At 64.4% G+C, this 26,011-nt stretch carries 22 protein-coding genes, 3 tRNA genes and 2 rRNA genes; 16 read left to right on the top strand and 11 right to left on the bottom strand.

Annotated features, from left to right (window positions below; genetic code table 11):
- Positions 1-2 precede the first annotated feature (2 nt).
- Genes ACW17X_RS13320 through ACW17X_RS13310 form a run of 3 tightly spaced genes read left to right on the top strand, consistent with a single transcriptional unit; the run spans position 3 to position 2,728 of the window.
- A complete protein-coding gene (locus tag ACW17X_RS13320) occupies positions 3-1,433 on the top strand; it encodes a YncE family protein (RefSeq protein ID WP_492098074.1) in 1,431 nt (476 codons plus the stop codon).
- 9 nt (positions 1,434-1,442) lie between these two features.
- Positions 1,443-1,961, top strand: coding sequence for a sigma-70 family RNA polymerase sigma factor (locus ACW17X_RS13315; RefSeq protein ID WP_492098072.1), 519 nt, complete (start codon positions 1,443-1,445; stop codon positions 1,959-1,961).
- Positions 1,958-2,728, top strand: coding sequence for an anti-sigma factor family protein (locus tag ACW17X_RS13310; RefSeq protein WP_492098070.1), 771 nt, complete (start codon positions 1,958-1,960; stop codon positions 2,726-2,728). Before ACW17X_RS13315 ends, ACW17X_RS13310 begins: the two co-directional genes overlap by 4 nt.
- Before the next feature lie 84 nt (positions 2,729-2,812).
- Here the strand turns inward: ACW17X_RS13310 and ACW17X_RS13305 are convergent, their stop codons facing one another.
- Positions 2,813-3,196, bottom strand: a complete 384-nt coding sequence (locus tag ACW17X_RS13305; protein ID WP_492088777.1) for a winged helix-turn-helix transcriptional regulator — start codon at positions 3,194-3,196, stop codon at positions 2,813-2,815.
- Between the two features lie 131 nt (positions 3,197-3,327).
- Here ACW17X_RS13305 and ACW17X_RS13300 point away from each other — a divergent pair, with 131 nt between their 5' ends.
- Positions 3,328-3,657 carry a nuclear transport factor 2 family protein gene (locus ACW17X_RS13300; protein ID WP_492098067.1) on the top strand — a complete coding sequence of 110 codons (330 nt, stop codon included), beginning with the start codon at positions 3,328-3,330 and terminating at the stop codon, positions 3,655-3,657.
- Positions 3,654-4,442, top strand: a complete 789-nt coding sequence (locus tag ACW17X_RS13295) for an SDR family oxidoreductase (protein ID WP_492098065.1) — start codon at positions 3,654-3,656, stop codon at positions 4,440-4,442. The genes ACW17X_RS13300 and ACW17X_RS13295 overlap by 4 nt, the downstream gene beginning before the upstream one ends.
- An 88-nt stretch (positions 4,443-4,530) precedes the next feature.
- On the opposite strand, the gene ACW17X_RS13290 is transcribed toward ACW17X_RS13295, so the two are convergent.
- Positions 4,531-6,147 carry a GMC family oxidoreductase gene (locus ACW17X_RS13290; RefSeq protein ID WP_492098063.1) on the bottom strand — a complete coding sequence of 539 codons (1,617 nt, stop codon included), beginning with the start codon at positions 6,145-6,147 and terminating at the stop codon, positions 4,531-4,533.
- Between the two features lie 131 nt (positions 6,148-6,278).
- Here ACW17X_RS13290 and ACW17X_RS13285 point away from each other — a divergent pair, with 131 nt between their 5' ends.
- Positions 6,279-7,391 (top strand): GAF domain-containing protein, encoded by a 1,113-nt coding sequence (locus ACW17X_RS13285; protein ID WP_492098061.1) that lies wholly within the window; start codon positions 6,279-6,281, stop codon positions 7,389-7,391.
- 54 nt (positions 7,392-7,445) lie between these two features.
- Here the strand turns inward: ACW17X_RS13285 and ACW17X_RS13280 are convergent, their stop codons facing one another.
- The gene (locus ACW17X_RS13280) at positions 7,446-7,913 is read right to left on the bottom strand and encodes a MarR family winged helix-turn-helix transcriptional regulator (protein ID WP_492098059.1); all 468 of its coding nucleotides are present in this window, start codon (positions 7,911-7,913) and stop codon (positions 7,446-7,448) included.
- A 524-nt stretch (positions 7,914-8,437) separates the two neighbouring features.
- On the opposite strand from ACW17X_RS13280, the gene ACW17X_RS13275 reads away from it, so the two are divergent.
- Positions 8,438-9,229 (top strand): alpha/beta fold hydrolase, encoded by a 792-nt coding sequence (locus tag ACW17X_RS13275; protein ID WP_492098057.1) that lies wholly within the window; start codon positions 8,438-8,440, stop codon positions 9,227-9,229.
- A 57-nt stretch (positions 9,230-9,286) separates the two neighbouring features.
- Positions 9,287-10,117 (top strand): alpha/beta fold hydrolase, encoded by an 831-nt coding sequence (locus tag ACW17X_RS13270; protein ID WP_492098055.1) that lies wholly within the window; start codon positions 9,287-9,289, stop codon positions 10,115-10,117.
- A 334-nt stretch (positions 10,118-10,451) separates the two neighbouring features.
- Here the strand turns inward: ACW17X_RS13270 and ACW17X_RS13265 are convergent, their stop codons facing one another.
- Positions 10,452-11,279, bottom strand: coding sequence for an alpha/beta fold hydrolase (locus ACW17X_RS13265; protein ID WP_492098054.1), 828 nt, complete (start codon positions 11,277-11,279; stop codon positions 10,452-10,454).
- A 462-nt stretch (positions 11,280-11,741) separates the two neighbouring features.
- Here ACW17X_RS13265 and ACW17X_RS13260 point away from each other — a divergent pair, with 462 nt between their 5' ends.
- From ACW17X_RS13260 to ACW17X_RS13235, 6 genes are read left to right on the top strand one after another with little or no spacing between them, the layout of a single operon-like run.
- Positions 11,742-12,401 carry a hydrolase gene (locus ACW17X_RS13260; protein WP_492098052.1) on the top strand — a complete coding sequence of 220 codons (660 nt, stop codon included), beginning with the start codon at positions 11,742-11,744 and terminating at the stop codon, positions 12,399-12,401.
- 35 nt (positions 12,402-12,436) lie between these two features.
- Positions 12,437-12,580 (top strand): hypothetical protein, encoded by a 144-nt coding sequence (locus tag ACW17X_RS13255; protein WP_492098051.1) that lies wholly within the window; start codon positions 12,437-12,439, stop codon positions 12,578-12,580.
- On the top strand, positions 12,577-12,783 hold the full coding sequence (locus tag ACW17X_RS13250; RefSeq protein WP_492098049.1) for a DUF1427 family protein: 207 nt from the start codon (positions 12,577-12,579) through the stop codon (positions 12,781-12,783). The genes ACW17X_RS13255 and ACW17X_RS13250 overlap by 4 nt, the downstream gene beginning before the upstream one ends.
- Complete coding sequence (locus ACW17X_RS13245; protein WP_492098047.1) at positions 12,780-14,744, top strand: amidohydrolase; 1,965 nt, start codon at positions 12,780-12,782, stop codon at positions 14,742-14,744. Before ACW17X_RS13250 ends, ACW17X_RS13245 begins: the two co-directional genes overlap by 4 nt.
- A gap of 2 nt (positions 14,745-14,746) precedes the next feature.
- Positions 14,747-15,169 carry a DoxX family protein gene (locus ACW17X_RS13240; protein ID WP_492098045.1) on the top strand — a complete coding sequence of 141 codons (423 nt, stop codon included), beginning with the start codon at positions 14,747-14,749 and terminating at the stop codon, positions 15,167-15,169.
- The gene (locus ACW17X_RS13235) at positions 15,166-16,755 is read left to right on the top strand and encodes an MFS transporter (RefSeq protein WP_492098043.1); all 1,590 of its coding nucleotides are present in this window, start codon (positions 15,166-15,168) and stop codon (positions 16,753-16,755) included. The genes ACW17X_RS13240 and ACW17X_RS13235 overlap by 4 nt, the downstream gene beginning before the upstream one ends.
- Before the next feature lie 39 nt (positions 16,756-16,794).
- Here ACW17X_RS13235 and ACW17X_RS13230 read toward each other — a convergent pair whose 3' ends face one another.
- On the bottom strand, positions 16,795-17,316 hold the full coding sequence (locus ACW17X_RS13230; RefSeq protein ID WP_492098041.1) for a Dps family protein: 522 nt from the start codon (positions 17,314-17,316) through the stop codon (positions 16,795-16,797).
- Positions 17,317-17,459: 143 nt separating this feature from the next.
- Positions 17,460-18,080, bottom strand: a complete 621-nt coding sequence (locus tag ACW17X_RS13225; protein WP_492098039.1) for a helix-turn-helix domain-containing protein — start codon at positions 18,078-18,080, stop codon at positions 17,460-17,462.
- Between the two features lie 210 nt (positions 18,081-18,290).
- Here ACW17X_RS13225 and ACW17X_RS13220 point away from each other — a divergent pair, with 210 nt between their 5' ends.
- Both ACW17X_RS13220 and ACW17X_RS13215 read left to right on the top strand, forming a co-directional pair.
- Positions 18,291-21,236, top strand: coding sequence for a sensor histidine kinase (locus ACW17X_RS13220; protein ID WP_492098037.1), 2,946 nt, complete (start codon positions 18,291-18,293; stop codon positions 21,234-21,236).
- 28 nt (positions 21,237-21,264) lie between these two features.
- The gene (locus ACW17X_RS13215; protein WP_492098035.1) at positions 21,265-21,870 is read left to right on the top strand and encodes a response regulator; all 606 of its coding nucleotides are present in this window, start codon (positions 21,265-21,267) and stop codon (positions 21,868-21,870) included.
- 377 nt (positions 21,871-22,247) lie between these two features.
- On the opposite strand, the gene ACW17X_RS13210 is transcribed toward ACW17X_RS13215, so the two are convergent.
- The 5 genes from ACW17X_RS13210 to ACW17X_RS13190 all read right to left on the bottom strand — a co-directional run bounded on the left by ACW17X_RS13210 (position 22,248) and on the right by ACW17X_RS13190 (position 25,838).
- A tRNA-Met gene (locus ACW17X_RS13210) sits at positions 22,248-22,324 on the bottom strand.
- 88 nt (positions 22,325-22,412) lie between these two features.
- A 5S ribosomal RNA gene (gene rrf, locus ACW17X_RS13205) occupies positions 22,413-22,527 on the bottom strand.
- A gap of 87 nt (positions 22,528-22,614) precedes the next feature.
- Positions 22,615-25,401 (bottom strand): 23S ribosomal RNA (locus ACW17X_RS13200).
- A gap of 200 nt (positions 25,402-25,601) precedes the next feature.
- Positions 25,602-25,677: transfer RNA gene (locus ACW17X_RS13195), tRNA-Ala, on the bottom strand.
- A gap of 84 nt (positions 25,678-25,761) precedes the next feature.
- Positions 25,762-25,838, bottom strand: a tRNA-Ile gene (locus ACW17X_RS13190).
- Positions 25,839-26,011 lie beyond the last annotated feature (173 nt).

The raw sequence follows: 26,011 nt of genomic DNA, 5'->3' as shown, positions 1-26,011 counted from the left end.
CCATGCAGCGCCAGACCTTGCTCGCGACCGGTCTTTCAGCCGTTCTCTTGGCCGCCAACGCCCAAGCCCAGACGAGCCCGATCGGTCCGATTTCCGCCCGCGACCGCATCTATGCCGCAGAGCAGTTCTCGAACACCGTGTCGGTGACCGATCCCTCCACCAACCGGCTGGTGGGCCTGATAAGGCTGGGCGATCCGGCGCCCGCAAACCTCAGCCCGCTTTACCGGGGGCAGTTGCTTGTCCACGGCCTGGGCTTCTCGCCCGACGGTAGGACGCTGGCCGTGGTTTCGATCGGGTCCAACTCGATCAGCTTCATCGACACGGCCACCAATGTCGTGAAGCACGTCACCTATATCGGCCGTTCTCCGCACGAGGCCTTCTTCACGCCTGACGGCAGGGAGTTGTGGGTGACGGTGCGCGGCGAGGATTATGTCTCGGTGATCGACCCGGTCAGCTACGAAGAAATCCGCCGCATCAAGACGCCGGGCGGGCCAGGCATGACCATCTTCTCGCCGGACGGTCGCTACGGCTACATCTGCTCGTCCTTCAATCCCAAGACCGTGGTGGTGGACGTGGCCACCCATGAGATCGTCGGAGAGGTCGCCCAACCCAGCGCCTTCTGCCCCAACATCGCCGCCTCGCCGGACGGGGCGCAAGTCTGGTTCACTCTCAAGGACATCGGCAAGACGGTGGCCTTCAACGCCCGCGCGCCGTTCGATGTGCTCACGACGCTGGACACCGGGCCCCTCACCAACCACGTCAACTTCGCCCAAACTGAGCGCGGCCAGTTCGCCTATGTCACCGTGGGCGGGGAGAACGTCGTCAAGGTCTTCCGCACCGACGACTTCAGCCCCGTTGCGACCATCCCCGTCGGCGCCTTGCCCCATGGCCTCTGGGCGTCGCCCGACGGCTCGCGGATTTATGTCGGACTGGAGAACGCCGGTGAACTGGCGGTGATCGACACCGCCTCCAACACAGTCGTGACCAATGTGGGCGTCGGCCAGGCGCCCCAGGCGCTCGTCTATGTGCCCGGCGCGGTCCCCACCGGCGCGGGCGACCAGAACCTGCAGCCCCGGCCAGAGGGCGGTTCGGTCCTGATCCGCATGCGCGTCAGCGACGGGACGGAGGCCGGCACAACCATCAGCCTGTATGATCAGGGCCTGATTCAGGTCATTCAGGGAGCGGTGTCCGGACTAAAGCCGCGCGCGCCCCATATCCTGGCCCTGGCGAAGTCGCCGGACGGCTCCGGCCCCCTGGAGCCGATCGCCGCCTTCATGACCAATCCCGCCGGCGGCGCCATCGTGAATGCGCTGGGGCCCATCCGCCAACAGGTGCGCGCCGAACAGGGCGCGGACCGCCGCTACCTGGTGATCTCATCCGGCACGGCGGTCTCGCCCGGCGCCCCGGTGCAGATCCAAGTCCTGGAGCCCTAGGGTGCACGCATGACGGACATGGAGCATTTGATCGAGCCGGTGATCCCAGGGCTGCGGCGTTACGCCAACGCCCTGGTTCGCGATCCGGCCGAAGCCGACGACCTTGTTCAGGATTGTCTGGAACGTGCCGTCACCCGCTGGGGCCAGCGCCGCGCCGACAACGACACGCGCAGCTGGCTCTACGCCATACTGCACAATCTGGCGGTCAACCGGTGGCGCAAGTTGAGTCGACGGGGCGTGATGGCGCCGATCGACACGGTCGATCAAAGATCGCTGTCAGTGGCGCCGGCGCAGGAGCATGGGCTGGACCGCGCCGATGTTCTGCGCGCCTTGGATAGTTTGCCTGATGAATACCGCAGCGTGATCCTGCTGGTGACGGTCGAGGCCCTGCCCTATGCTGAAGCCGCCAGTGTTCTGGGCGTACCGCTCGGCACGGTCATGTCGCGTCTCTCGCGCGGACGCGCCCGCCTGGCCGCCGCCCTGGCCGAAGGCGCGCCCGTCAAATCGCATCTCAGGAGGGTCAAATGACCGCCGACCGCCCGATTGGCGAAGACGAGCTTCATGCGTTTCTTGACGGCGCGCTCGAAGAGGGCCGGCACGCCGCAGTGCGGCGCTATCTGGACGCCCACCCTGAAGAACAGGCCCGACTCGCGGCTTACCGCCGACAGGGTGAGGCTTTGCGCGAGGCCCTGGCGCCCTTCGCTGATCAACCCCTGCCTGCGGAACTCAGTCTGAAAACCCTCGCCGAACGTCGCCGAAAGGCCCTGGCTGGAAGACATCGGTTCGCGGCGGCCGTCGCCATCCTCTGCATCGGCGGCTTGTCGGGTTGGTTTGGACGGGCGGCGGTCGCCCCGCCCGCGCGGGGGATCGACGCGCTCAGCCGTGAGGCCGTCGACAACTATACCGTCTACGCCTCCGACACGCTTCGTCCCGTCGAGCTGGCTTCCGACCAGCGCGCGACGCTGACCCGCTGGGTGTCCGAACGTCTCGATGCGCCGGTGCAGGCCCCTGATCTGCAGGGCGCCGGCTATAGTTTCCTTGGCGGACGACTTGTGACGACTCCCAACGGTCCGGCCGCCCTATTCGTCTACGATGGGACGTTCGGCGACCGGCTGACGGTGATGGTGCGGCCGATGGAGATCGACAGGAACCGCCCCATGTCCGAGCGGTCCTATGGAATGCTCGACGGCGTGACCTGGTCGAAGAACGGCCTCGGTTTCAGCGTCGTCGCGCCCCGCGCCTCGACCGATCTGCTTCCCGTCGCCGAGGACGTGCGCCGGCAGGCCTTCTCCTGACCCCATCTAGACGATCCTCGCTTCGAACCGCCTGAAGGGTCGTGGCGTTCGTGAGAGGCCACAATCGCGGCTCTGAGGCTTCGCTCAGAACGGGCTGGATGCGGACTGTGAGGACGGGGCCTCGTCAGCGTGCTCCCGCTCCGACGTTTCCTCGTTGATGAGTCGCGCGCGCACGTCCTGGGGCGCAGACTCCGCCCAGCTGAGAAGCTGGTCGAGCACAGGGCAAAGAGTCTGGCCCCATTGCGTCAGGTGGTATTCAACGCGGGGCGGAACCTCGGGATGGACCACGCGCGCGACCACGCCGTCGCGCTCCAGCTGGCGCAGTTGCTGGATCAGCATCTTTTGCGACACGCCTGGAATCGCCCGCTCCAGCTCCGAAAATCGGCGGACCTTGGCTCCAAACAGCTGAAACAGAATGACCAGCTTCCACCGCCCCTCCAGCACGCGGATCACGTTCTGCGCGCTCACGGCGGCGGTTTGGGGTGTGTAATCAACCCGCTTACTTTTTAGTGCGCTACTGAGTTTTTCGTCTGTTCTTGCCATTTCCGGAGCATACTTCCACGTCTGCCCCAGCGCAATCCGTCGCTGAGGAGATCGTCATGACGCCCCCGCTTCCCAAACCCATCGCAGACTATGTCGCCGGCGCCGCCCGGCTCGACGTCGACGCCATGCTGGCCCCCTTCGCCCCCGACGCAGTGGTTCACGACGACGGCGGCCGCCACCAGGGCCACGCCGAACTGCGCCGATGGCTCGAGGACGCCGTCGTCGTCGCCAAGGCCGTCTTCACGCCTGACGCCGCCCGCCATGAGGACCAACAGGTCGTGGTGGAAGGCCTCACCCATGGCGCCTTCAAGGGCAGCCCGATCCGCTTCACCAAGCGGTTCACGCTTGAAAACGACGCCATCAAGGCCCTGGAGATCACCGCATGAGCCCGCGTAACGACCGCGCCGAGTTCGCGGGCAAACGCATTCTCGTCACCGCCGGCACCAAGGGCGCCGGACGCGCCACGGTCGAACGCTTTCTGGCGGGCGGGGCGCGGGTGATCACCGCCGCCCGCACGGCGCCGGCCGCCATCGACGGTTTCGAGTTTGTCCAGGCGGACCTGACGACGCCGGAAGGCGCCGAGATCCTGGCGTCGGCTGCGCGAGAACGTCTGGGCGGCGTGGACATCCTGGCCCATGTGGTCGGCGGCTCCTCCACGCCGGGCGGCGGCTTCGCGGCCGCCACTGACGAGCACTGGCGCAACGAGCTCGACCTCAATCTCTTGCCGGCCGTGCGGCTGGACCGCCTGCTCGTGCCGGACATGATCGCTCAGGGGAGAGGCGTGGTGATCCACGTCTCTTCGATCCAGGCCACACTACCGCTTCACGACTCCACCATCGCCTACGCCGCCGCCAAGGCCGCCCTGACCACCTACAGCAAGGCCCTGTCCAAGGAGCTGGGCCCCAAGGGGGTGCGGGTAAACGTCGTCTCCCCCGGCTGGATCTATACGGAAGCCTCCGACGCCCTGATGCAGCGGCTGGCGGCAAGCTCCGGCGGCTCCATTGAGGACGCGCGCCAGAGCGTGCTCGCGGCGCTCGGCGGCATCCCGATCGGCCGTCCGGCCCAGCCGGAAGAGGTCGCTGATCTGATCGCCTTCCTGGCGTCGGACCGGGCCGCCTCTATCCACGGCGGGGAGTTCGTCATCGACGGCGGGACGATCCCGACCGTCTGACCGCATCTGCATTGAGGAACGGAGCGACCGGCTCTGACGAACCGAGCCGCCGCCGTGGGTTCCGGCCACGGCGGCGGCCCAGGGAGGGCTAGAGTCCGTGCGCTCCGCGGATGAACCGCGACGCCTTCTCGCCGATGATCGCGCAAGGGGCCTGGGTGTTGCCCGTCGCCACCCGGGGCATGATGGAGCCGTCGGCGATGCGCAGGCCCTGCACGCCGTAGACGCGCAGCTGGTTATCCACGACCGACATCTCGTCCCGGCCCATCTTGGCCGAGCAGGTCTGATGCCAGTAGGTCACCGCCGCATCACGCACATAGCGTTCCATCTCGGCCTGGCCCAGCGGGCCAGGCATGGCCTCACGCGTGACCAGGTGCTGGAAGGCGCGGGTGTTGCCCAGGTCGCGGCAGAGCTGGACGCAGGCGACTGCGGCCTTCAGGTCGTCGGGATGGCTGAAGGTGTTCAGCTCGATGCGCGGTTTGGACAGAAGGTCACCGCTCTGCAGACGGATGCGGCCCCGGCTCTTGGGGTGGGCCAGACCGGCGAACATGGTCCAGCCGTGCTCGGGCACGCCGCGGTCGGCCGTTTCGGGGCTGGGGACCGGAAACTCAACCTGACAGAACAGCAGGTCCGGATCGGCCAGGGCGGGATCGGACTTCCAGTAAAGAGTCGCTTCGCTGCCGCTGTTGCGCGGCGCGATCGGCTCCCGGTATTCCCAGATACAGCCGAACGAGACATGGTCCTGCAGATTGCGGCCGACGCCCGGCAGCTTGTGCAGGACTCGGACCCCCGCGCCGCTCAGCTCCTCTTCGTCACCGATGCCCGAACGCATCAGAACCGTCGGCGTCTGGATAGCGCCCAGGGACAGGATCACCTCATGGGCGGCGTCGAACCGCTCGACCGCGCCGTTCCGAACCACTTCGACGCCTACCGCGCGCCCCCGCTCGACGACCACCCGATTGACCTGGGCGTGGGTCAGCAATGTCAGGTTGGGCCGGTCCAGGTATGGCCAGGCGAAGGCTCGGAAGAGGGAGTGGCGCTTGCCGTCGCGGATCAGAACATCGCTGATCGCCGCGCCGCCGGGGCCTTCCATCATGGCGCCGTTCGGGCTCTGGTGGGTCGGAATGCCCATTTCAAGCGCCGCGTCCAGCATGGCCAGAGCCGCCGGGCCGGGATCGGGAGCGGGCTGCACATGAACCGGCCCGCCGACGCCGCGACGCAACGGATCGGGCGCCCCCTGCCAGTCCTCGATCTCCCGATAGATCCCCAGGACGTGCTCATAGTTCCAGCTGTCGTCGCCGGCCTCCTGGGCGAAATAATCCCAGTCGCTGCGGTGGCCGCGCGCCCAGACCATGACGTTGATGCTGGAGCCTCCGCCCAGCACCTTGCCCATCGACATGGGCATGGAACGTCCGTTGATCTGGGGATTGGGCTCGGCGACGAACCCCCAGTCGGTCTCGCTACCGAGATTGGTCGGCCAGGCGGCCGGCTCCATCACGCTCGGACGGTCGTCGCTGCCGCCAGCCTCAATCCACAAGACCTGAACGGCGGAATTCTCGGCCAGACGGCGGGCCAGGACCGAGCCGGCGCTGCCCGCGCCGCAAACAATGAAATCATAGGTTTTGGCGAGCTGCGCCAGCCGCTCAGCCTGGTTCGCGGCCACACGGGCCGAGAAGCCGGGTTGATCGCTCGGTAGTCGGGGGGACATGCTGATCTCCTTATTGATGATGTATCAAATTTAGCATTTTTACCAAATGCATCAGATTTGAAACTTGTCAAGGCGACCGGCGGTGGGCATTTGTCACATCGTCAGCGGCGATCCGGCCGCAAAGGATCGCCATGGACGCCTCAGAAAAGGAGATCGTGACCACCACGGAGGTCGCGCGGATTCTCGGGGTGTCGGTCCGTACGGCGCAGTTGCTGGTCGAAGGCGGCTCGATCCCCTCATGGAAGACCCCCGGCGGCCATCGCCGCGTCTATCGCAGCGACGTCGTCGCCCTGGTCAAAGGTCAGGAGGCGGGCCTGACGCCAGCCTCCGCTCGGGTCATCGTCATCGCCCCGCCGGAGCGGCTGCCCGCCTTGCGGGTCGCGCTTGAACGCGCTCGGTCTTGTTTCATCGATGCCTATCCAGAGCCGTTCACCGCCCTGCTGGACATCGGCGGCCGGTCGCCGGCGGTAGTGGTGATCGACGCTGGCCTCCTCGACAGGGCAGAGGGCCTGCTGCACGCGCTCAGCGGCGATGCCGCCCTTCAGCAGACCGCCCTGCTGGTCGTGGGCGCTGAGGGCCGAGCGTTCGTGTTCAACCCGCTGCCGACCGAAGGCAGGGTGCGGTTCATCGACAACGACGCCGATCTGGCCGAGGCGGCCGAAGCCGCCGTCCTGGGAACGACATCCGACGCCGCGGCGCCTATCCCAGGTCTCTTCCCGCTGCCCGACAACGAGGCTCAGCGTCTGTTGGCCCTTGAGCGTTCGGGCCTGGTCGATACGCCGCCGGAGGACGCCTTCGACCGCCTGACCTGGCTGGCGGCCCAAACCCTGGGCACGCCGATCTCCCTGATCACCTTGCTGACCCCGACCCGCCAGTGGTTCAAGTCACGCCAGGGCCTGGACATGGCGGACACCCCGCGCAGTTGGGCCTTCTGCAATCACACCATTCTTCAGGGCCGCTGCACCATCTTCGAGGATCTGTCTGCCGATCCCCGCTTTGCAGACAATCCCGCCGTGGCCGACACCCCGAACTTCCGATTCTACGCCGGCTGTCCGATCGTCGATCCGGACGGCTTCAGCCTCGGATCCCTGTGCGTGATCGACACGCGGCCGCGCACGCTGGACGACACCCAGAAGAACATCCTCTCTAATCTCGCGGCCCTGGTGTCGGACGAGATCAGGCTGAGAGTGACGGACACCCGGCTGCGCCGCGCCATGGACGCCCTGGACCGCAAGTCACGCTAGGGCGCGAGCGGAGGCCAGGGCCGCCGCCGGGAATCGTCGTCTCCGGCTCGGACCCTAGCCGTGCGTCGGCTTGCGCGACGCCAGGCTTTCGTAGACGGCGTCACGTAGAGATTTGAGGCGGACGTTGAGGTCGCTGAGTTCGGGCATGGTCTGGCCTGACGCGTCCAGCAGGGCTTCGCCCAGACACCCGGCGCGTTCGCGCAAGGCTTGGCCCTCGCCGGTCAAGGTGATCACCACCTGCCGCTCATTCGCGGGGTTGCGCGCCCGCCGCACAAGGCCGGCGACCTCCAGCCGCTTCAACAAGGGCGTCATGGTGCTGGGCTCCAGCGCCAATTCGTCCGCGATTTCGCCGACCGTCCGGCCGTCCTCCCGCCACAGGACGTTCATCACGAGATACTGCGGATAGGTGACGCCCAGGTCGTCCAACAGGGGCTTGTACGCCCGCTGGATGGCCATGCCGGTCGAATAGACGGTGAAGCAGAGCTGGTCGTCCATCGGGACGGGACCTTTGGATTTGGACATTCGGGGCTACTCGCTCCTGCACAAGACAAGAGTTATATCGCGATAATTATTCTCTTCACAAGACCGATGGCCTGCCTCGTCTGGCCCGTCTCATCGTGGGCCGGTCGCGGGATTGCATGCGGCGCGCTTCGGAGTGGACGCGCGAAAGGTGCAGCCGGCGGGAATAATTGGCCCTCTTGAGACGTCTAACGTCAGAGCCGCCCGCCCGAACCAAGGCAAACCATGCCGACCACCTTACCTGTGCATATCCGCGGCGGCCCTCGCCGTCCTGCGACGGGGTGGTGGACCAGCCGCCGCTCTTGGCCAGCTTGGCGTTCATTCCGACCCTCACGGAGGGCTGACGCCATGCGGCGCCCCGCCTCAGACCGGGAGGCGACAGAAAGTTATATATCGCGATAAACGTTGGCTTGACAGAACTCCGGCGCTTCATGCATCTTATTTTAGCGCGATAAATGTTATCGCGAGTTCGCCTTTACTCTCACGTCCGCCACCACCGTCCCAACCCAGCTCCAAAGGAAACGACCATGATCAAGTTCCGCAACATCCTCCTCGCCGCCGTCGGCGCCGCCAGCATCGGCGGAGCCGCTCAGGCCCAGTCCGTCCAGACGATTCCGGCGGCTCAGACCGTCCGCAACGTCGTTCTCGTCCACGGCGCCTTCGCCGACGGCTCGGGCTGGAGGGCCGTCTATGACGACCTGACCGCTCGCGGCTACCGGGTTACCATCGTCCAGAACCCCCTCACCTCCCTGGCCGACGACGTGGCCGCCACGCGGCGCGCCCTCGCCCGCCAGGACGGCGGAACCATCCTTGTCGGCCACTCGTGGGGCGGCGTGGTGATCACCGAGGCCGGCGTCGACGAAAAGGTGAAGGGCCTGGTCTATGTCTCCGCCCTGACGGCCGATGTCGGCGAGACGGCCGGGGACCAGTATAAGGGCTTCGGCATCCCCTCGACCTTCGTGATCGAGGAACAGGCCGACGGATTCGGCTTCATCAGCGCCGAACGCTTCCAGGAAGGGTTCGCCGCCGACGTCGGCGACGCGGACGCCGCCTTCATGCGCGACTCTCAGGTTCCGATCGCCATGTCGGCCTTCGCCACGCCGGTCACCCAGGCCGCCTGGAGGACGCGCCCGAGCTGGTTCATCGTCGCCACCGAGGACGCCGCCATCGCCCCGGCCATGCTGCGTCAGCAGGCCGAGAAGATCGGCGCCGTCAAGGTCGAGATTCGCGCCAGCCACGTCCCGATGATTTCCCAACCCGGCGCCGTCGCCGACGTGATCGACCAGGCCGCTCGCAGCGCCGGCGGCCGGCCGAACTGACGTCTGCAACCCGACCGAAACCTTCGCTTTCAAACCACCCTCTCAAAGGACATAGCCATGACCTACCTGACCCTCTCCGACGACACCCGCCTGTTCTACAAGGACTGGGGCCCCAAGGACGCTCAACCCATCGTCTTCCACCACGGCTGGCCGCTCAGCGCCGACGACTGGGACAACCAGATGCTGTTCTTCCTGGACAAGGGATTTCGCGTCATCGCCCATGACCGCCGCGGCCACGGTCGATCGGACCAGACCGATACGGGCAACGACATGGACACCTACGCCGCGGACGTCGCGGAACTGGCCGAGGCGCTCGACCTGAAGAACGCCATCCATATCGGTCACTCCACCGGCGGGGGCGAGGTGATCCGTTACGTCGCCCGCAGCCGGCCCGGCCGCGTCGCCAAGGCCGTGCTGATCGGCGCCGTGCCGCCGATCATGCTGGCTACGGCGGCCTATCCCGGCGGCCTGCCGATGGCGGTGTTCGACGGGTTCCGTGACGCGCTCAAGCAGAACCGCGCGCAGTTCTTCCTCGATGTGCCGTCAGGTCCCTTCTACGGCTTCAACCGAGAAGGGGCGGAAGTGAGCGAAGGCCTGATCCGCAACTGGTGGCGCCAGGGCATGGCGGGCGGGGCAAAGGCTCAGTACGACTGCATCACCGCCTTCTCCGAAACCGACTTCACCGAGGACCTGAAGGCCGTGTCCCTGCCGGTGCTCCTGCTGCACGGCGAGGATGATCAGGTCGTGCCGATCGACGCGTCAGCGCACCAGGCCATCCAGCTGCTGTCGAACGGAACCCTGAAGACCTATCCTGGCCTGTCCCACGGGCTGTTCGCCACCCATCCGGACGTCGTCAACGCCGACCTGCTGGCGTTCATTCAAGGATAAGACCGCCGGCTGTTGAATGCGGGACCTCGCCTCCTGCATTCAACAGCCGCACTTCGCCCAACGGTCGCAAGGGGGCAAGGGGGCAAGGCGTCGACCGCCTCGCGACATGCGAACTTCACAATGAGCAGTAGAGCGCCGGACGGTGGGGGCGCCGTTGGCATATGACCGCGATGACAGATTTCATGGAGAAAAAAGCCGCCGTCTTTGGGATGACGGCTATTATTTTTGAGAGCGAGATACATCACACCACGGATGACGTTTCCCTCTAACGCCGAACCGAACAGCAGAACGCCGCCCCGCATTGCTGCGGGGCGGCGTTTTCATTGGCGGCGGATCAGGACTTGATGAAGGCCAGCAGGTCGGCGTTCAGCACGTCGGCGTGGGTCGTCAGCATGCCGTGCGGGTAGCCGGCGTAGGTCTTCAGCGTCCCGTTCTTCAGCAGGGCGGCCGACAATGGACCTGAGTCCGCGTAGGGGACGACCTGGTCGTCGTCGCCGTGCATGACCAGGGTCGGAACCTGGATGGCCTTGAGGTCGTCGGTGAAGTCGGTTTCCGAGAAAGCCTTGATGCCGTCGTAGTGAGCCTTGGCGCCGCCCATCATGCCCTGACGCCACCAGTTGTCGACCACCGCCTCCAGCGTGGTCACGCCGGGCCGGTTGAAGCCATAGAAGGGCCCGGCCGCGACGGCGCGATAGAATTCGGCCCGATTGGCCGCGAGATTGGCGCGGAAGCCGTCGAACACCTCCATGGGCAGGCCGCCAGGGTTGGCGGCGGTCTTCAACATGATCGGGGGCACGGCGGCGACCAGCACGGCCTTGGCTACGCGGTCAGCGTGACGAGCCACATAGTGGGCGACCTCGCCCCCGCCGGTCGAGTGGCCAATATGGACGGCATTGCGCAGGTTCAGATGAGCCGTCACCGCCGCCACGTCTGCGACGTAGTGGTCCATGTCATGGCCTTCTGACACCTGGCTGGAACGACCATGGCCGCGACGATCGTGCGCGACGACACGGAATCCCTTCAGCAGGAAGTAGATCATCTGGGCGTCCCAGTCGTCCGAGCTTAGCGGCCAGCCGTGGTGGAAGACGATCGGCTGGGCGTCCTTGGGCCCCCAGTCCTTGTAATAGATTTGAACGCCGTCCGAGGTGGTGACGTAAGACATGGTGTCATCTCCAGTGATGGAGGCCGAGGCGCTGGCCGCGCCCGCCGATGCAAGGGTTGGGATGAGGGAGGACAGCCCGAGCGCCGCACCGCCGGCCAGAAGGCCGCGACGAGACGCCCGGGAGAAGTCGGATACGAATGCCGTCATTTGCACAGGTTCCAAGGTGTCACGCGGTGCGGCCGCGCCCGTAATCGACGCCGACAAACTGACGGTCCAACCGCTGCGGGTCTTGGACCATGCCGCTGTGATCGAGCGCCGCCGCGCGGACCGCTTTTGAGCGCTTCGTTCAAGACGTTGCGAACCAATCGGCAAAGGCTGGCCGCCAGCCATCAACTGCCTCGGACTGAGAACTCAAAAAAAGGAAACGATGAGTTTTGTTAGTTTCCATTTCAGGCATCCAATCGCGCAGGCACACTCTCCTCATCGAAACGCCGCAGCGCGGCTGAACCAAAGGATTTCACAATGACCGTCACCGCCACCCCGACCGCCGGCAAAGGCCTGCTGACCCCCGCCGACCACACCTTGATCCTGGTCGACCACCAGTCTCAAATGGCCTTCGCCACCGCCTCGATCGACATCGGCGCCCTGCGCACCAACACCGCCCTGGTCGCGACGGCGGCGCGCGATTTCAAGGTTCCAACCATACTGACCACCGTGGCGGAGAAGACCTTCTCGGGTCCGATCTTCAGCGAGATCAAGGAGGCCTTCCCCGACGCCCCCGTCTATGACCGCACCACGATGAACGCCTGGGAAGACTCTCAGGTGACGGACGCGGTCAACCGTGCCGGCAAGTCGCGCATCGTCATCGCCGGCCTGTGGACCTCGGTCTGCATCGTCGGTCCGGTCCTGTCGGCCATCGACCAGGGCTTCGAAGTCTTCGTCATCACCGACGCCTCGGGCGACGTCTCGACCGAGGCGCACGAGCGCGCCGTCCAGCGGATGATCCAGGCCGGCGCCCGCCCCATGACCTCGATCCAGTATCTGCTGGAGCTGCAACGCGACTGGGCGCGGGGCGAGACCTATGAGGCCACCACCGGGGCTGCGGTGAAGTTCGGCGGCGCCTATGGCGTGGGGCTTCAGTACGCCCGCGCCATGCTGGGCGAGCACGCCCGCGAAGGCTGACCCCGTTCCAACCCGCTGACTAGAAGGGCGCCGCCATGACCGACCGCAACGACATTGAGCAAACGGACGTCCCGGCGGCGCCCGATCCGGACCGCGAAGAGGCACTCGACGAGGCGCTGAGCGACAGTTTCCCGGCCAGCGATCCCGTCTCCCTAGACCAAAGGCAGGACGCGCGATGAAGCCCCTCGTCGTCGCCCTGGCCGTGGGTCTGCTGGTCGGGTGCCTCTATGGACTGCTGAACGTCCGCTCCCCCGCCCCGCCCTATGTGGCCCTGCTGGGGCTGCTGGGCATCCTCCTGGGTGAACAGGGGACGCAGTATGTGCGGCACAGACTGAACCCGCCGCCGCCCGTCCCCGCCCCGCCCCTCGATCCCGCGCGATGACCCAGACCCGTCGCACCGCAATCACCGCCCTCGGCCTGGCCGGACTGGCCCCCGCCGCCTTCGCACGGACTTCCCCCATGACCCCCGATGTGAACAAAGCTCCCGACCTGATCCTGCACGGCGGCCGTTTCACCACACTGGACCGCGCCAATCCCAACGCCGACGCTGTCGCGGTCACGGACGGAGTCTTCTCGGCCATCGGGTCAGCGCGCGACATCGTTCCGACCGCCGGGCCGCAGACCAAGATCATCGACCTGGGCGGTCGTCGCGTGACGCCCGGCCTGATCGACAGCCACACCCACGTCATCCGGGGCGGGCTGAACTACAATATGGAGCTGCGCTGGGACGGCGTGCCCAGCCTGGCGGACGCCATGGCCATGCTGAAGACCCAGGCGGCCAACACCCCGCCGCCCCAGTGGGTGCGCGTCGTCGGCGGCTTCACCCGATACCAGTTCGCCGAAAAACGCCTGCCGACCCTGGACGAAATCAACGCCGCCGCGCCCGAGACGCCGGTCTTCATCCTGCACCTGTATGACCGCGCCCTGCTGAACCGCGCCGCCCTGCGCGCCGTCGGTTACACCAGGGACACGCCCAATCCCCCGGGCGGCGAGATCCAGCGCGACGCTGCGGGCGAGCCGACCGGAATGCTGATCGCCCAGCCCAACGCCATGATCCTGTATTCGACCCTGGCCAAGGGGCCGAAGCTGCCGGAAGAGTACCAGCTCAACTCCACCCGCCACTTCATGCGCGAGTTGAACCGGCTGGGCGTGACCAGCGTGATCGACGCGGGCGGCGGCTTCCAGAACTATCCCGACGACTATGAGATCATCGAGAAGCTGCACGAAGACGGCCAGTTGACCGTGCGTTTGGCTTACAACCTGTTCACCCAGAAGCCGAAGGAAGAGCTGGCCGACTTCAAGACCTGGGGCAAACAGGTGCGCCCCGGCCAGGGCGACGACTATTACCGCCACAACGGCGCCGGCGAGATGCTGGTCTATTCCGCCGCCGACTTCGAGGACTTCCGCCAGCCGCGCCCGGACATGCCGCCCAATATGGAGACCGACCTGGAGCCGGTGATCCGCCAGTTGGTCGAGCAACGCTGGCCCTGGCGGCTGCACGCCACCTACAATGAGACCATCGACCGGGCGCTGGACGTCTATGAAAAGGTGAACCGCGACATGCCGTTCGACGGCCTGCACTGGTTCTTCGACCACGCCGAGACGATCAGCGAACGCAACATCGACCGGATCGCGGCCCTGGGCGGCGGCATCGCCGTGCAGCACCGCATGATGTACCAGGCCGAGGACTTCGCCGAACGCTATGGCGCCGAGGCCCTGGCCGACAGCCCGCCGATTTCGAAGATGCTGGCGGCCGGCGTGCCTGTGGGCGCAGGCACCGACGCCACCCGCGTGGCCTCCTATAACCCCTGGGTCTCGCTGAGCTGGCTGGTCACGGGCAAGAGCCTGGGCGGCTTGCGCATGTATCCCGCCGCCCAGCGCCAGGACCGCGAGACGGCGCTGCGTCTATGGACCGAGGCCAATACCTGGTTCTCCAACGAAGAGGGCAAGAAGGGCGTCATCGCCGTCGGCCGACTGGCGGATCTGGTCGTGCTGGACCGCGACTATTTCTCGGTAGCCGAGGACGAGATCGTCCATATCGAAAGCGACCTGACCCTGCTGGGCGGAAAGATCGTCTGGGGCGCGGGTGAGTTCGCCCGAGAGGCCCCGCCGATCCCGCCGCCGACGCCGGACTGGTCGCCGGTGCGCGCCTTCGGCGGCTATCACTCGACCAAGACTCAGGAGCGCACCGGCTTCTTCGCCAAGATCGCGGCCGCCTGCGGCTGTTCGACCGCCTGCGGGGTCCACGGCCATGACCATGCGGCCACGGCCCGGCTTCAGGCCCCGGCGGCCGACCACAAATCCTTCTGGGGCGCCTTGGGCTGCGCCTGCTGGGCGGTGTGATCATGACAGCTGCGACCTCCCCCCGACCTATCGCCGACCTGCTCGACGCGCCGGGCGTCGCCTTGATCGGCCGGATCCTGCTGACCTCGCCCTTCTGGATCAGCGGCGTGCTGAAACTGTTCGACTTTCCCTCGGCCGTCGGCGAGTCGGCCCATTTCGGGCTGCAGCCGGCGGCGGCGGTCGCGGTCGCCGTCATCCTGCTGCAGATCGGCGGGTCTCTGGCGGTAATCCTGAACCGTTGGACCTGGCTCGGCGCCGGCGCCTTGGGTGTGTTCACCGCCCTGGCGAACCTCATCGGCCACGCCTTCTGGGCCCTGTCTGATCCCATGGCGCGCTTCCACGACATGAACGCCTTCACAGCCAACCTCGGCCTGATCGGCGGACTGGTTCTGGCCGCCGTCCTGGCCGAGCGCCGCCGCGGATGAACGCGGCCTCATCCGCCACGCCCACCCGGGGTCCGCTGGCGACGCCGCTGTTCCGCGCCCTGTGGATCGCGACCATCGTCTCCAACATCGGCACCTGGATGAACGACGTCGGCTCGTCCTGGCTGATGACCTCCCTGTCGCCCAGCCCGCTGTGGGTGGCCATGGTCCAGGCGGCGACGACCCTGCCGATGTTCCTGTTCGCCCTGCCCGGCGGGGCCTTGGCCGATGTGGTCGACCGGCGCAAACTTCTGGTCGCGTCACAGACGCTGATCCTCATCGGCGCGGCCAGTCTGGCGGCCGTCACCCACCTGGGCTTGACCACGCCCCTGGTGCTGCTGGCCCTGACCGCCGTCATGGGCCTGGGCGCCGCCCTCAGCGCCCCGGCGTTTCAGGCAATCGTGCCCGAGCTGGTCGAGAAGCCGGCCCTGGCCGACGCCGTCGCCCTGAACAGCCTGGGCGTCAATATCGCCCGCGCGATCGGGCCGGCCCTGGGCGGGGTGATCGTCGCCGTCGCGGGATCGGCGGCGGTCTACGCCCTGAACGCCGTCTCCATCCTGGCAGTTATGGGGGTGCTGATCGCGTGGAAGCGCAAGCCCCGGCTGGACGGACTGCCGCCCGAACATTTCTTCGCCGCCCTGCGCACAGGCTATGGCTACGCCCGCCATGCGCCGGCCCTGCAACTGGTGCTGCTGCGCTCGGTCGCCTTCTTCCTTTTCTCAAGCGCCCTGTGGGCCCTCCTGCCCTTGGTGGGGCGGCGGACGTTGGGGCTGGATGCGGCGGGATACGGCGCCTTGCTAGGCTGTATGGGCCTGGGAGCGATCCTGGGCGCGACCGTGCTGGCGCGGGTGCGCAAACACGTCAGCGGCAACAACCTGTCCATCTTCGGCTCGGTCGTCTTCGCCGGGGCGACCCTTGCGCTGGCCCATGCGACGAGCCTGGTCGTCGCCGGGGGTGTGATGGTCCTGGCCGGTCTGGCCTGGATCACCATGCTGTCCTCCCTGAACGTCGCCGCCCAGATGGCGGCGCCGACCTGGGCCAAGGCGCGCGCCCTGTCGGTTTATCTGCTGGTGTTCCAGGGCGCCATGACCGCGGGAAGCCTGGTCTGGGGCGGTCTGGCCAGCCGGACCGACGTCGCCACGGCCCTGACCGTCGCGGGGATCGCCCTGCTTCTGACCACCGGCATCGCCCTGCGTTTCCGCCTGCCGGCGACCGGCGCCCTGGACCTGACGCCGTCGGGCCACTGGGTCGAGCCGACCGTCGCGAGCGAGCCTGCGCCGGATCGCGGCCCGGTGATGATCCTGATCGAATACCGGATCAATCCGGCCCAGGCCGCCGCGTTCGTGAAGGCGATCCAGCCGCTTAGCGCCGTGCGCCGGCGCGACGGCGCCCTGAACTGGCGTCTGTTCGAGGATGCGGCCGAACCGGGCCTTGTCGTGGAGAGCTTCCTCGTGCCCAGTTGGCTGGAGCATCTGCGACAGCACCAACGCATCACCCACAACGACCAGCTGACCCAGGAACAGATCCAGCGTTTCCACATCGGCGACCAGCCGCCCCTGGTCCGCCACCTGATCGCGCCCTCGTCCTGACAGCGCCTCAGGCGGCGAGGTGGCGACGAAACGGACGCTTCAGGCGTTTCCGCGACGTCCGGCCTCGAACAGGAACCAGATGCGGCCTTCGGTCTCGTCGATCCAGTTTTCCAGCAGGCTGGCCCCAGCGAGGTCGCCCAGGTCGTCGCACACCGTGTGGGCGGCGCGCATTCGCTGGACCAGATCGGCGTTGTCGTCCCTCAGCTCCGCCAGCATGTCCTCGGGGCTGACATAGTCGGCGTCATTGTCCAGCACCCGTTGCAGGGCGCCGATCTGACCAATGGACCGCAGGGTCGTCCCACCGATCTTGCGCACGCGTTCAGCGATCGGATCGGTCATGGCGATGATCTGATCCCCCTGCTGGTCCAGCATCAGATGGTAGTCGCGGAAGTGCGGACCGGACATGTGCCAGTGGAAATTCTTGGTCTTCAGATACAGGGCGAAGACGTCGGCCAGGAGGGCGTTCAAAGCGCCGCTGATGTCCTGGGTCGCCTCCGGCGTCAGGCCAGTGGGGGTCCCGAGAGGGGCCAAGCGGCGGGTTTCGAGAGTTTGGCGGTCCATGGCGGTTCCTTCCAGGCTAGTCCTTGGTCGACACCCTAGGCCGGCGTGCACCGACGCTCTTGCTTCTGACGGCGGAAATTTGGACGGGCGTGTGATCTTGCGACGCCCAACCCGAGCCCATCATGGCCTCCGTCCGGCGCTGATTAGCGGAGTGCGCCAATTCTAGTCGCTACCGAGATATGCGCGACGGCCTCATTCCGCCGCGCTCGCCGCCATTTCCAGGGTGTAACGCCGAAGCGGCGCCGGAACAGACGAGACAGGTGCGCCTGATCGGCCAAACCGCAGGCGCCGGCGATCTGGCTGAGACTCTCATCGCTCTCGAGCATCAGGCTGCGGGCGCGATCCAGACGCTTGCCCATGATATAGGCGTGGGGTGTTTCCCCTGTGCTTATCTTGAAGGCGCGGCAGAAATGGCTTTGGCTGAGCCGGACTTGGGCGGCCAGGCTTTCGACGTAGAGAGGACCTTCCATCCGTTCGTTGATCATGGCGTCAACGCGGCGGATCTGCCAGGGAGCCAGGCCGCCGGAGGGCGTCGTCGACGCCTTGGGAGAAACGCAATTCTCCATGTCTTGCGGCCAGATCCGCAGACGCCGCAACACCTGATCAAGGCGACGAAGACCCTCGCGCGCCTTGACCGGATTGTGGTCCAGCGCCTCATCGATCTCGACGAAGATGACGGCTGCAAGGGCGCCCACCCGGCCGAGGGCGGCCGACTCTAGCCTTCTGTCCTGGGAAGATCCGGCGCCGTGGTCGCTGATCGTCATCGCGTGCATTCCTCACGAGGTTGATCTGCACACAGGTTCTGTCGGACCGGAGAGCGAGCCAACCCCGTAAGGCAGGTCGGCTGATACCCGATCGGGTAAGACGACTTTGACGGCGCAGGCGCATATGGTTCAACGATCGCTGGGCCAGGTGTGGATCAGGGCATGAAGCATTGGGAACTGAGGCTGCTGGGGCAGTTGAGTATCGCCCTCTTGCTGACCGCCGCCCTTCTTGTCGCCCCGGCGACGGCCGAGCCGCGCGCCATAACCCAATATCGCCATACGGCCTGGACGGGCGTCGAGGTTGGTGGGGCCATACTGGACATAAGCCAGGGACGAGACGGCCTTCTGTCTCTCGTTACATCCGAAGGCCTGCGCCTTTACGACGGTGAGAATTTTCAATCCGTTCCGGCACGGATGCCTAACGGTGCGGCCCCACCCAACATCACCCGATCATTGATTACGCGATCCGGGGATCTCTGGGTGGGCTTTTTCGGGTCTGCCGGCGTGGCCGTCCTGCGGGACGGCGTGATGGTGGATCAGGGCTTCCCCAACGCCCAGCGACAGATCGTCGAACTTGAAGAAGGCCGCGATGGTTCGATCTGGGCGGTCAGCGCGCGGCCTGACGAAAGTCTTGCCCGTTGGAAAAATGGTCGCTGGGTCATCTACGGCGAGGCCGCAGGTCTACCGGATGGATGGATCTTTGATATCCGGATCGACCGCAGCGGTGTTGTCTGGGTCGCAGCCATGAATTACGTGGCCCGGCTCCGGCCCGGCGAGGCTCGTTTCGAGATTCTTCCTATAAAGGTCGAGGGGGGGCCGGGGCTGGCCGAAGACACCTACGGTCGGATGTGGCTGGGCGATAATGCGGGCGTGAGGCGCCTCCCTACCGACCTAGCGGCGTCTGCACAGGGGCTGGATCGTCCCTATGCGACGCCGACAGCCCGGCGCGTTCGGATCGCTTTCGGTCCGGATGGCGATCTTTGGGGCGCCTTGGATGGAGGCGGCGTATTCAAGCTCGATCCCAACGACGGCTCGGTCACGCAGATGACGCAACAGCAGTCTCTGACCGGCGACGACACCCTGGAAATCTTCGTGGACCGGGAAGGGGTGGTCTGGGTGGGCACCCAGTTCGGCCTGGACGCCTTCGTGCGCACGCCCGTCGTCGAAGAGCAGCGCGTTGGGCGGTTCTCGGAAAATCCCCACATGGCCCAGGATCAGGCAGGCATGATCTACGTCCTGAACGAAGGCTCGCTTTGGATCATCGGGCCCAACGACGGCCCCCGGCGCGTCCGGCGGGATGTCGATCCCACTTCTGGGTTCTGCGCCTCTACAAACGGGGTGCTCCTGATCCACGACCGCTTCCTGGAACGCTTCAAGGCGGGGCGCGTGGTCGAGACGCTCCCGCTGGATTCGCCGCCCGACCTCTGCTGCTGCGTCGAGGACGCAGACCGTCGGCTGTGGGTCGTCCAGCATAGCGGGGCGGTCGCCCTCATCGAACGCGGCGTTCTCATTGATAAAAACGGCCGCCTTCAGGGCCGGCCCGCCAAGGCCGTTCACCTGGACGGCTCAGGCCGCGCCTATGCGGCCGATTGGGACGGCGGCCTTTACAGCCTGTCTGACGGACGACAATGGCGCGCCGAGCAGCTGGGCATTGGCCCCGTCATGACGATCATCTCAACGTCCGACGGCCTTCTCGTCGGGGGGCAATCCGGCCTGGCACGGATTGGACGGACGAAAATTGACCGGCTCACCGCCGCAGCGCACCCATGGCTTGTAAGCGTCAGGGATATGCTCGAGACGCCAAACGGGGACCTCTGGGCTTTTACCACCACCGGATTAGCGCGCCTGACCGCCCAGGATCTGGCCATCGCCTTTCGCCAACCGAATCGACCAGCGCCCCATCTTCTCTTCAATCGCCTGGACGGGGTTTTTTCGGTCGCTGCGCGGGGTGACCAACCGAAGATGAGCCTGGACCGAGGCGGTCGGCTTTGGGTGTTGGGTCGGCGGGGCTTGATGCGCATGTCCATCGACGACCTTGGATCCAACCAACTCGCGCCCCCCATCACCATCCGCGGCATGACGGCGGCCGGGATCAAGCTGTCTTCCATGGGAGATCTCATCGTTCCCCCGGGGGCGAACCCGATCCAGATCGATTTTGTCGCCGGCAGTCTGCGGACGCCCGAGCGTGTCGCCTATCGCTACAAGCTGGAAGGTGTCGACAAGGATTGGGTCGAAGCCGGCTCGAGGCGGTTCGCCGTTTATGGCCGGCTGCCTCCAGGCAAATACCGCTTTCAAATCATCGGGTCGAACGACGACGGCGTATGGAACCCCCAGGGCGCCGTGCTGGCGTTCCAGGTCCTACCCTATTTCTGGCAGACTTGGTGGTTCGTCTCCCTCTCCGTCCTGGCCTTGGCCTTGCTGACCTGGAGCCTTTACCGGCTAAGGCTTCACGCCGCGTCCGGCCGTATCCGGGCGATGTTGGATGAACGGATGCGTGAGAGGGAGCGTATTGCAAGGGATCTGCACGACACGCTGATGCAAGGCGTTCAGGCTTTGATCCTGCGCATCCAGATCATCGCCGACGACCTGCCGCGCGGCTCGAAAGGCCGTGACGACCTGGACCAGGCGCTCGATCGGGCCGACCTCGTCCTCGCTGAAGCCCGCGAAAGCGTTCTGGACCTGCGGCAAAAGAGCGAAGACATCGATGACCGCCTCCGTCGTCTCGTCGCCGAGGGCCAAAAGCAGCATCCCCATGTGGTGGTCACACTCGATCTGGTCGGCAGCGTCGGATGTCTTGATCAGGAAATCGCGGACGAAATCGTCGGCGTCGCGCGCGAGGCGCTGACGAATGCGCTCGTCCACGCCCAGGCCTCCCACGTCACCGTGAGGTTCGAGACAGGAGTTTGGCGATCGGTCCTCATTATCGACGACGACGGTCAGGGCGTTCCTACGGCGGTCCTCGCCGCCGGAGCGCGCGCAGGCCATTTCGGCCTTCCGGGCATGCGCGAGCGCGCGGGCCGCATTAGAGGACGTATCAGCCTGACCAGCGGCGCCCACGGAACGCGCGTATCGCTTACAGGTCCCGGCCAGCGCGTCTCCTGGTCCTTGATCAAGGGCGAGCTGAGGGGTTGGGGAAGGCGGAATGCCCGTGTCTGAGGATTCACCGGGTCCCATCCGCGTCGTCGTGATCGACGATCATCCGATGATGCGGGAAGGCATTGTCGGCCTTCTACATCGAGAAAGCGACATGAGCGTCGTCGGCGAAGGCGAGGATGGTCGCGCCGGCGCCGAGTTGGTCGAACAGCTCCGGCCCGACGTCGTGCTCATAGACATGCAGATGCCCGGCATGGACGGGATGGAGGCGATCAAACATATCCGCCGGTCCGACAAGAGGACCTGCATCATCGTCCTGACGACCTATCCCGGCGACTCCCAGGCGCGCGCGGCGCTTGCCGCTGGAGCCAATGGCTATCTGCTCAAGACCTGTATCCGCAAAGATCTTCTGGATGCGATCCGAAGCGCGCACAGCGGACGAAGGGTCCTGTCGCCGGAGGTCGCGCATGCGATCGCCGTGCACGCCTATATCGACCCGCTCACGGAGCGCGAAAAGCAGGTTCTGCGCGGTGTCGCCAGGGGTCAGGCCAACAAGGAAATCGCCAGATTGATCGGGGTCTCGACTGACACGGTCAAGTCGGACCTAAAGACCATCTTCTCAAAACTGGACGTCGCCGACCGCACACAGGCGGTCGTCGTCGCCCTGCGCCGCGGCGAGTTGAAACTCATGGACTGAACTCGCCGGGCGACGTCGATGCCGCGCGATCGTATCGTTCGGTCATCCCGGTGCGCTGCCTTTCCGGCGCTAGCAGATCCAGCTCGCGTTGAGAAACCCCGTTCAAGACCTCGCCGGCTATGCTTCTAGCGTTCGTCTGGGCCAAACCCAACATCGGCTCCGCCGTTCTAGTTCACCGGGGGCTTGAGGCCCGCAGAGAGCTTAGTTCGTTCCGCTGGAACATCGAACACAAGGTGCTGAGGCGCAAGATCGAGCGCCAGCCTTCACGTCCTTGGGGGCATGTGGACTGCGCCCTTTGCGTTCTTTCTGCTAGCTGGGCACGCTCAATCTCAGACAGCAAAAAGCCGCCGGATCATTGATCTGGCGGCTTATTTGTTTGGGTGCGGGAGTAGGATTTGAACCTACGACCTTCAGGTTATGAGCCTGACGAGCTACCGGGCTGCTCCATCCCGCGGCAAACGGTAGTTTCGTGAGGAAGAACGTTTCGAGAAGACCGCTTAGAGCGGTGATTTGTTTTTCATCATCGGCTGTCCGCCTTGTAGACCCGGCGGCGACCTACTCTCCCGCGCCTTGAGACGAAGTACCATTGGCTCTGGAGGGCTTAACGACCGAGTTCGGAATGGGATCGGGTGGGGAACCTCCGACATAGCCACCAGGTCAACAAGGCGGACAGCGGATGATGAGAAGACATTGTCTGAGATTGCTTCGGTCAAGGAGCAATCATCGAATGAGTTTTGCTGAGAAACGATCAAACCGATCGGATTATTAGTACCAGTAAGCTTCATGGGTCGCCCCACTTCCACACCTGGCCTATCAACGTGGTAGTCTTCCACGATCCTCAGCGAAGCCTTGTTTTGAGGTTAGTTTCCCGCTTAGATGCTTTCAGCGGTTATCTATTCCATACTTAGCTACCCTGCTGCACAGCTGGCGCCATGACAGGTACACCAGAGGTATGTCCATCCCGGTCCTCTCGTACTAGGGACAGATCCTCTCAAGCTTCGAACACCCACGGCAGATAGGGACCAAACTGTCTCACGACGTTCTGAACCCAGCTCACGTACCACTTTAAATGGCGAACAGCCATACCCTTGGGACCTGCTCCAGCCCCAGGATGTGATGAGCCGACATCGAGGTGCCAAACTTTGCCGTCGATATGGACTCTTGGGCAAAATCAGCCTGTTATCCCTAGAGTACCTTTTATCCGTTGAGCGATGGCCCTTCCACTCGGGACCACCGGATCACTATGGCCGACTTTCGTCTCTGCTCGACTTGTCAGTCTCGCAGTCAGGCGAGCTTATGCCATTGCACTCGACGAGCGATTTCCGACCGCTCTGAGCTCACCATCGCGCGCCTCCGTTACACTTTAGGAGGCGACCGCCCCAGTCAAACTACCCACCACGCCATGTCCCGGGACCGGATAACGGCCCTCGGTTAGACGTCAACGACAGTAAGGGTGGTATTTCAAGGACGACTCCACCAGAGCTGGCGCCCCGGTTTCATAGTCTCCCACCTATCCTACACATACGGTCGCTAACGCCAAGGCGAAGCTATAGTAAAGGTTCATAGGGTCTTTCCGTCTGACCGCGGGAACCCCGCATCTTCACGGGGAATTCAATTTCACTGAGCCTATGCTGGAGACAGTGGGGAAGTCGTTACGCCATTCGTGCAGGTCGGAACTTACCCGACAAGGAATTTCGCTACCTTAGGACCGTTATAGTTACGGCCGCCGTTTACCTGGGCTTCAGTTCGACGCTTTCACATCTCCCTTTAACCTTCAGGCACCGGGCAGGCGTCAGACCCTATACGTCGCATTGCTGCTTCGCAGAGCCCTGTGTTTTTGCTAAACAGTCGCTACCCCCTGGCTTGTGCCACTCAGTCCTGGTTGCCCAGGGTGAGTCACGCTTATTCCGAAGTTACGCGTGCAATTTGCCGAGTTCCTTCAGCATAGTTCTCTCAAACGCCTTGGTATGCTCTACCTGACCACCTGTGTCGGTTTCGGGTACGGTCTCTGCTGGAGTTATTTCCTGGGACAACGCCCCCGCACACACAATCCAATAAGTGGGTACGAGTTAAGCCATCCGTCACTTCCAGCTGGTGCAGGAATATTTACCTGCTTCCCATCGACTACGCTTTTCAGCCTCGCCTTAGGGGCCGACTAACCCTGCGCAGATTAGCTTTACGCAGGAACCCTTGGTCTTTCGGCGAGAGTGTCTCTCACACTCTTATCGTTACTCATGTCAGCATTCTCACTTCCGATACCTCCAGCCAGGCTCACGCCTGACCTTCACCGGCCTACGGAACGCTCCGCTACCGCTTGCAGTAAACTGCAAACCCATATCTTCGGCGCACGGCTTGAGCCCCGTTACATTTTCCGCGCAGGATCGCTTGATCAGTGAGCTGTTACGCTTTCTTTAAAGGATGGCTGCTTCTAAGCCAACCTCCTGATTGTCAAAGCAATCCCACATCGTTTCCCACTTAGCCGTGACTTGGGGGCCTTAGATGATGGTTAGGGTTGTTTCCCTTTTCACGACGGACGTTAGCACCCGCCGTGTGTCTGCCCGATAGTTCTCTTGGGTATTCGGAGTTTGGTTAGTATTGGTACCGCTCGCGCAGCCCGCAACCATCCAGTGCTCTACCCCCCAAGGAATTCGTCGGACGCTCTACCTAAATAGATTTCGCGGAGAACCAGCTATGTCCAGGTTTGATTGGCCTTTCACCCCTATCCACAAGTCATCCCAGAATTTTTCAACATTCACGGGTTCGGTCCTCCAGTTGGTGTTACCCAACCTTCAACCTGCTCATGGATAGATCACCTGGTTTCGGGTCGTCATACGTCGAACTTAGCGCCCTATTCAGACTCGCTTTCGCTGCGCCTACACCTAACGGCTTAAGCTTGCTCGACACATGAAGTCGCTGACCCATTATACAAAAGGTACGCCGTCACCCCGCTTGGGGGCTCCGACTGCTTGTAGGCTTCCGATTTCAGGATCTGTTTCACTCCCCTTGTCGGGGTGCTTTTCACCTTTCCCTCACGGTACTTGTTCACTATCGGTCGTAGAGGAGTACTTAGGCTTGGAGGGTGGTCCCCCCATGTTCAGACAGGATTTCACGTGTCCCGCCCTACTCGAGTCTCTTGCTGTTTGATGACTACGGGGCTTTCACCCACTATGGCCGACCTTTCCAGATCGTTCGTCTTTATTTCACAAGAGCACTGGCCTGGTCCCGGTTCGCTCGCCACTACTACGGGAGTCTCGGTTGATGTCCTTTCCTCCGGGTACTGAGATGTTTCAGTTCCCCGGGTTCGCTTAATGAAGCCTATGTATTCAGCTCATTATACCTTTAAACAATCCGCCAATCGCCGCCCTGACCGAAGTCAGAACGAAGTTGGAAGACTGTAAAGGTGGGTTTCCCCATTCGGAAATAACCGGATCAAAGGGTGCTAGCGCCTCCCCGGTTCTTATCGCAGCTTGCCACGTCCTTCATCGCCTCTCTACGCCAAGGCATCCGTCAGAAGCCCTTCAACGTTTGATCGTTTCTCAGCAAAACTCATGCTTGGTTTATTCCGCCCGACTGGAAAGTTGCCGGGGGACCAAGCCTGATTTTTGTCAGACAATGTCTTCTTCTCGAACAAGACCTTCAAGCTCAGGGGAGCCGGTCACGTTCTTCCTTCACGATTTCAATGCACGCCAGCCTTACGGCCAACGGCAAACTCGAATGCGATCACAAGGTCCTGGTGGAGCCAGACGGAGTCGAACCGACGACATCCTGCTTGCAAAGCAGGCGCTCTACCAACTGAGCTATGGCCCCGTTCCATCAGGAACAGTGCGAAGCCCAGGAGAGCTGTCGGCGATGCCGTCTTGAGGCTGAGAACCCCCAGCGAACCAGAAGTCCTGGTAGGCCCGGGCAGACTCGAACTGCCGACCTTACGCTTATCAGGCGTACGCTCTAACCACCTGAGCTACGGGCCTATGGCAGCGACAGCCGGGCTATAAGACCCAGGCTCGCGATCGCGTCACCAATACATCAACCCGTATGGTCGATGCGTCGATGACGAAAGTGGAAAGAGAAACGGAGACGGCGGCGTCCCGCAGTTTATTGGAGCCTCAATAGACAGCCTCGTGAGAGACGGTCTGGAGAAGCA

Source organism: Brevundimonas sp. FV1ye4L (genome assembly GCF_058681255.1).
The sequence above is the reverse complement of the archived record's forward strand: the minus strand, read 5'-3'. Positions and strand labels throughout refer to the sequence as shown.

Coding starts and splice junctions, on each gene's coding strand:
- ACW17X_RS13320 (WP_492098074.1), top strand. CDS start 3: ATGCAGCGCCAGACCTTGCTCGCGACCGGTCTTTCAGCCGTTCTCTTG.
- ACW17X_RS13315 (WP_492098072.1), top strand. CDS start 1,443: ATGACGGACATGGAGCATTTGATCGAGCCGGTGATCCCAGGGCTGCGG.
- ACW17X_RS13310 (WP_492098070.1), top strand. CDS start 1,958: ATGACCGCCGACCGCCCGATTGGCGAAGACGAGCTTCATGCGTTTCTT.
- ACW17X_RS13300 (WP_492098067.1), top strand. CDS start 3,328: ATGACGCCCCCGCTTCCCAAACCCATCGCAGACTATGTCGCCGGCGCC.
- ACW17X_RS13295 (WP_492098065.1), top strand. CDS start 3,654: ATGAGCCCGCGTAACGACCGCGCCGAGTTCGCGGGCAAACGCATTCTC.
- ACW17X_RS13290 (WP_492098063.1), bottom strand. CDS start 6,147: ATGTCCCCCCGACTACCGAGCGATCAACCCGGCTTCTCGGCCCGTGTG.
- ACW17X_RS13285 (WP_492098061.1), top strand. CDS start 6,279: ATGGACGCCTCAGAAAAGGAGATCGTGACCACCACGGAGGTCGCGCGG.
- ACW17X_RS13280 (WP_492098059.1), bottom strand. CDS start 7,913: ATGTCCAAATCCAAAGGTCCCGTCCCGATGGACGACCAGCTCTGCTTC.
- ACW17X_RS13275 (WP_492098057.1), top strand. CDS start 8,438: ATGATCAAGTTCCGCAACATCCTCCTCGCCGCCGTCGGCGCCGCCAGC.
- ACW17X_RS13270 (WP_492098055.1), top strand. CDS start 9,287: ATGACCTACCTGACCCTCTCCGACGACACCCGCCTGTTCTACAAGGAC.
- ACW17X_RS13265 (WP_492098054.1), bottom strand. CDS start 11,279: ATGTCTTACGTCACCACCTCGGACGGCGTTCAAATCTATTACAAGGAC.
- ACW17X_RS13260 (WP_492098052.1), top strand. CDS start 11,742: ATGACCGTCACCGCCACCCCGACCGCCGGCAAAGGCCTGCTGACCCCC.
- ACW17X_RS13255 (WP_492098051.1), top strand. CDS start 12,437: ATGACCGACCGCAACGACATTGAGCAAACGGACGTCCCGGCGGCGCCC.
- ACW17X_RS13250 (WP_492098049.1), top strand. CDS start 12,577: ATGAAGCCCCTCGTCGTCGCCCTGGCCGTGGGTCTGCTGGTCGGGTGC.
- ACW17X_RS13245 (WP_492098047.1), top strand. CDS start 12,780: ATGACCCAGACCCGTCGCACCGCAATCACCGCCCTCGGCCTGGCCGGA.
- ACW17X_RS13240 (WP_492098045.1), top strand. CDS start 14,747: ATGACAGCTGCGACCTCCCCCCGACCTATCGCCGACCTGCTCGACGCG.
- ACW17X_RS13235 (WP_492098043.1), top strand. CDS start 15,166: ATGAACGCGGCCTCATCCGCCACGCCCACCCGGGGTCCGCTGGCGACG.
- ACW17X_RS13230 (WP_492098041.1), bottom strand. CDS start 17,316: ATGGACCGCCAAACTCTCGAAACCCGCCGCTTGGCCCCTCTCGGGACC.
- ACW17X_RS13225 (WP_492098039.1), bottom strand. CDS start 18,080: ATGACGATCAGCGACCACGGCGCCGGATCTTCCCAGGACAGAAGGCTA.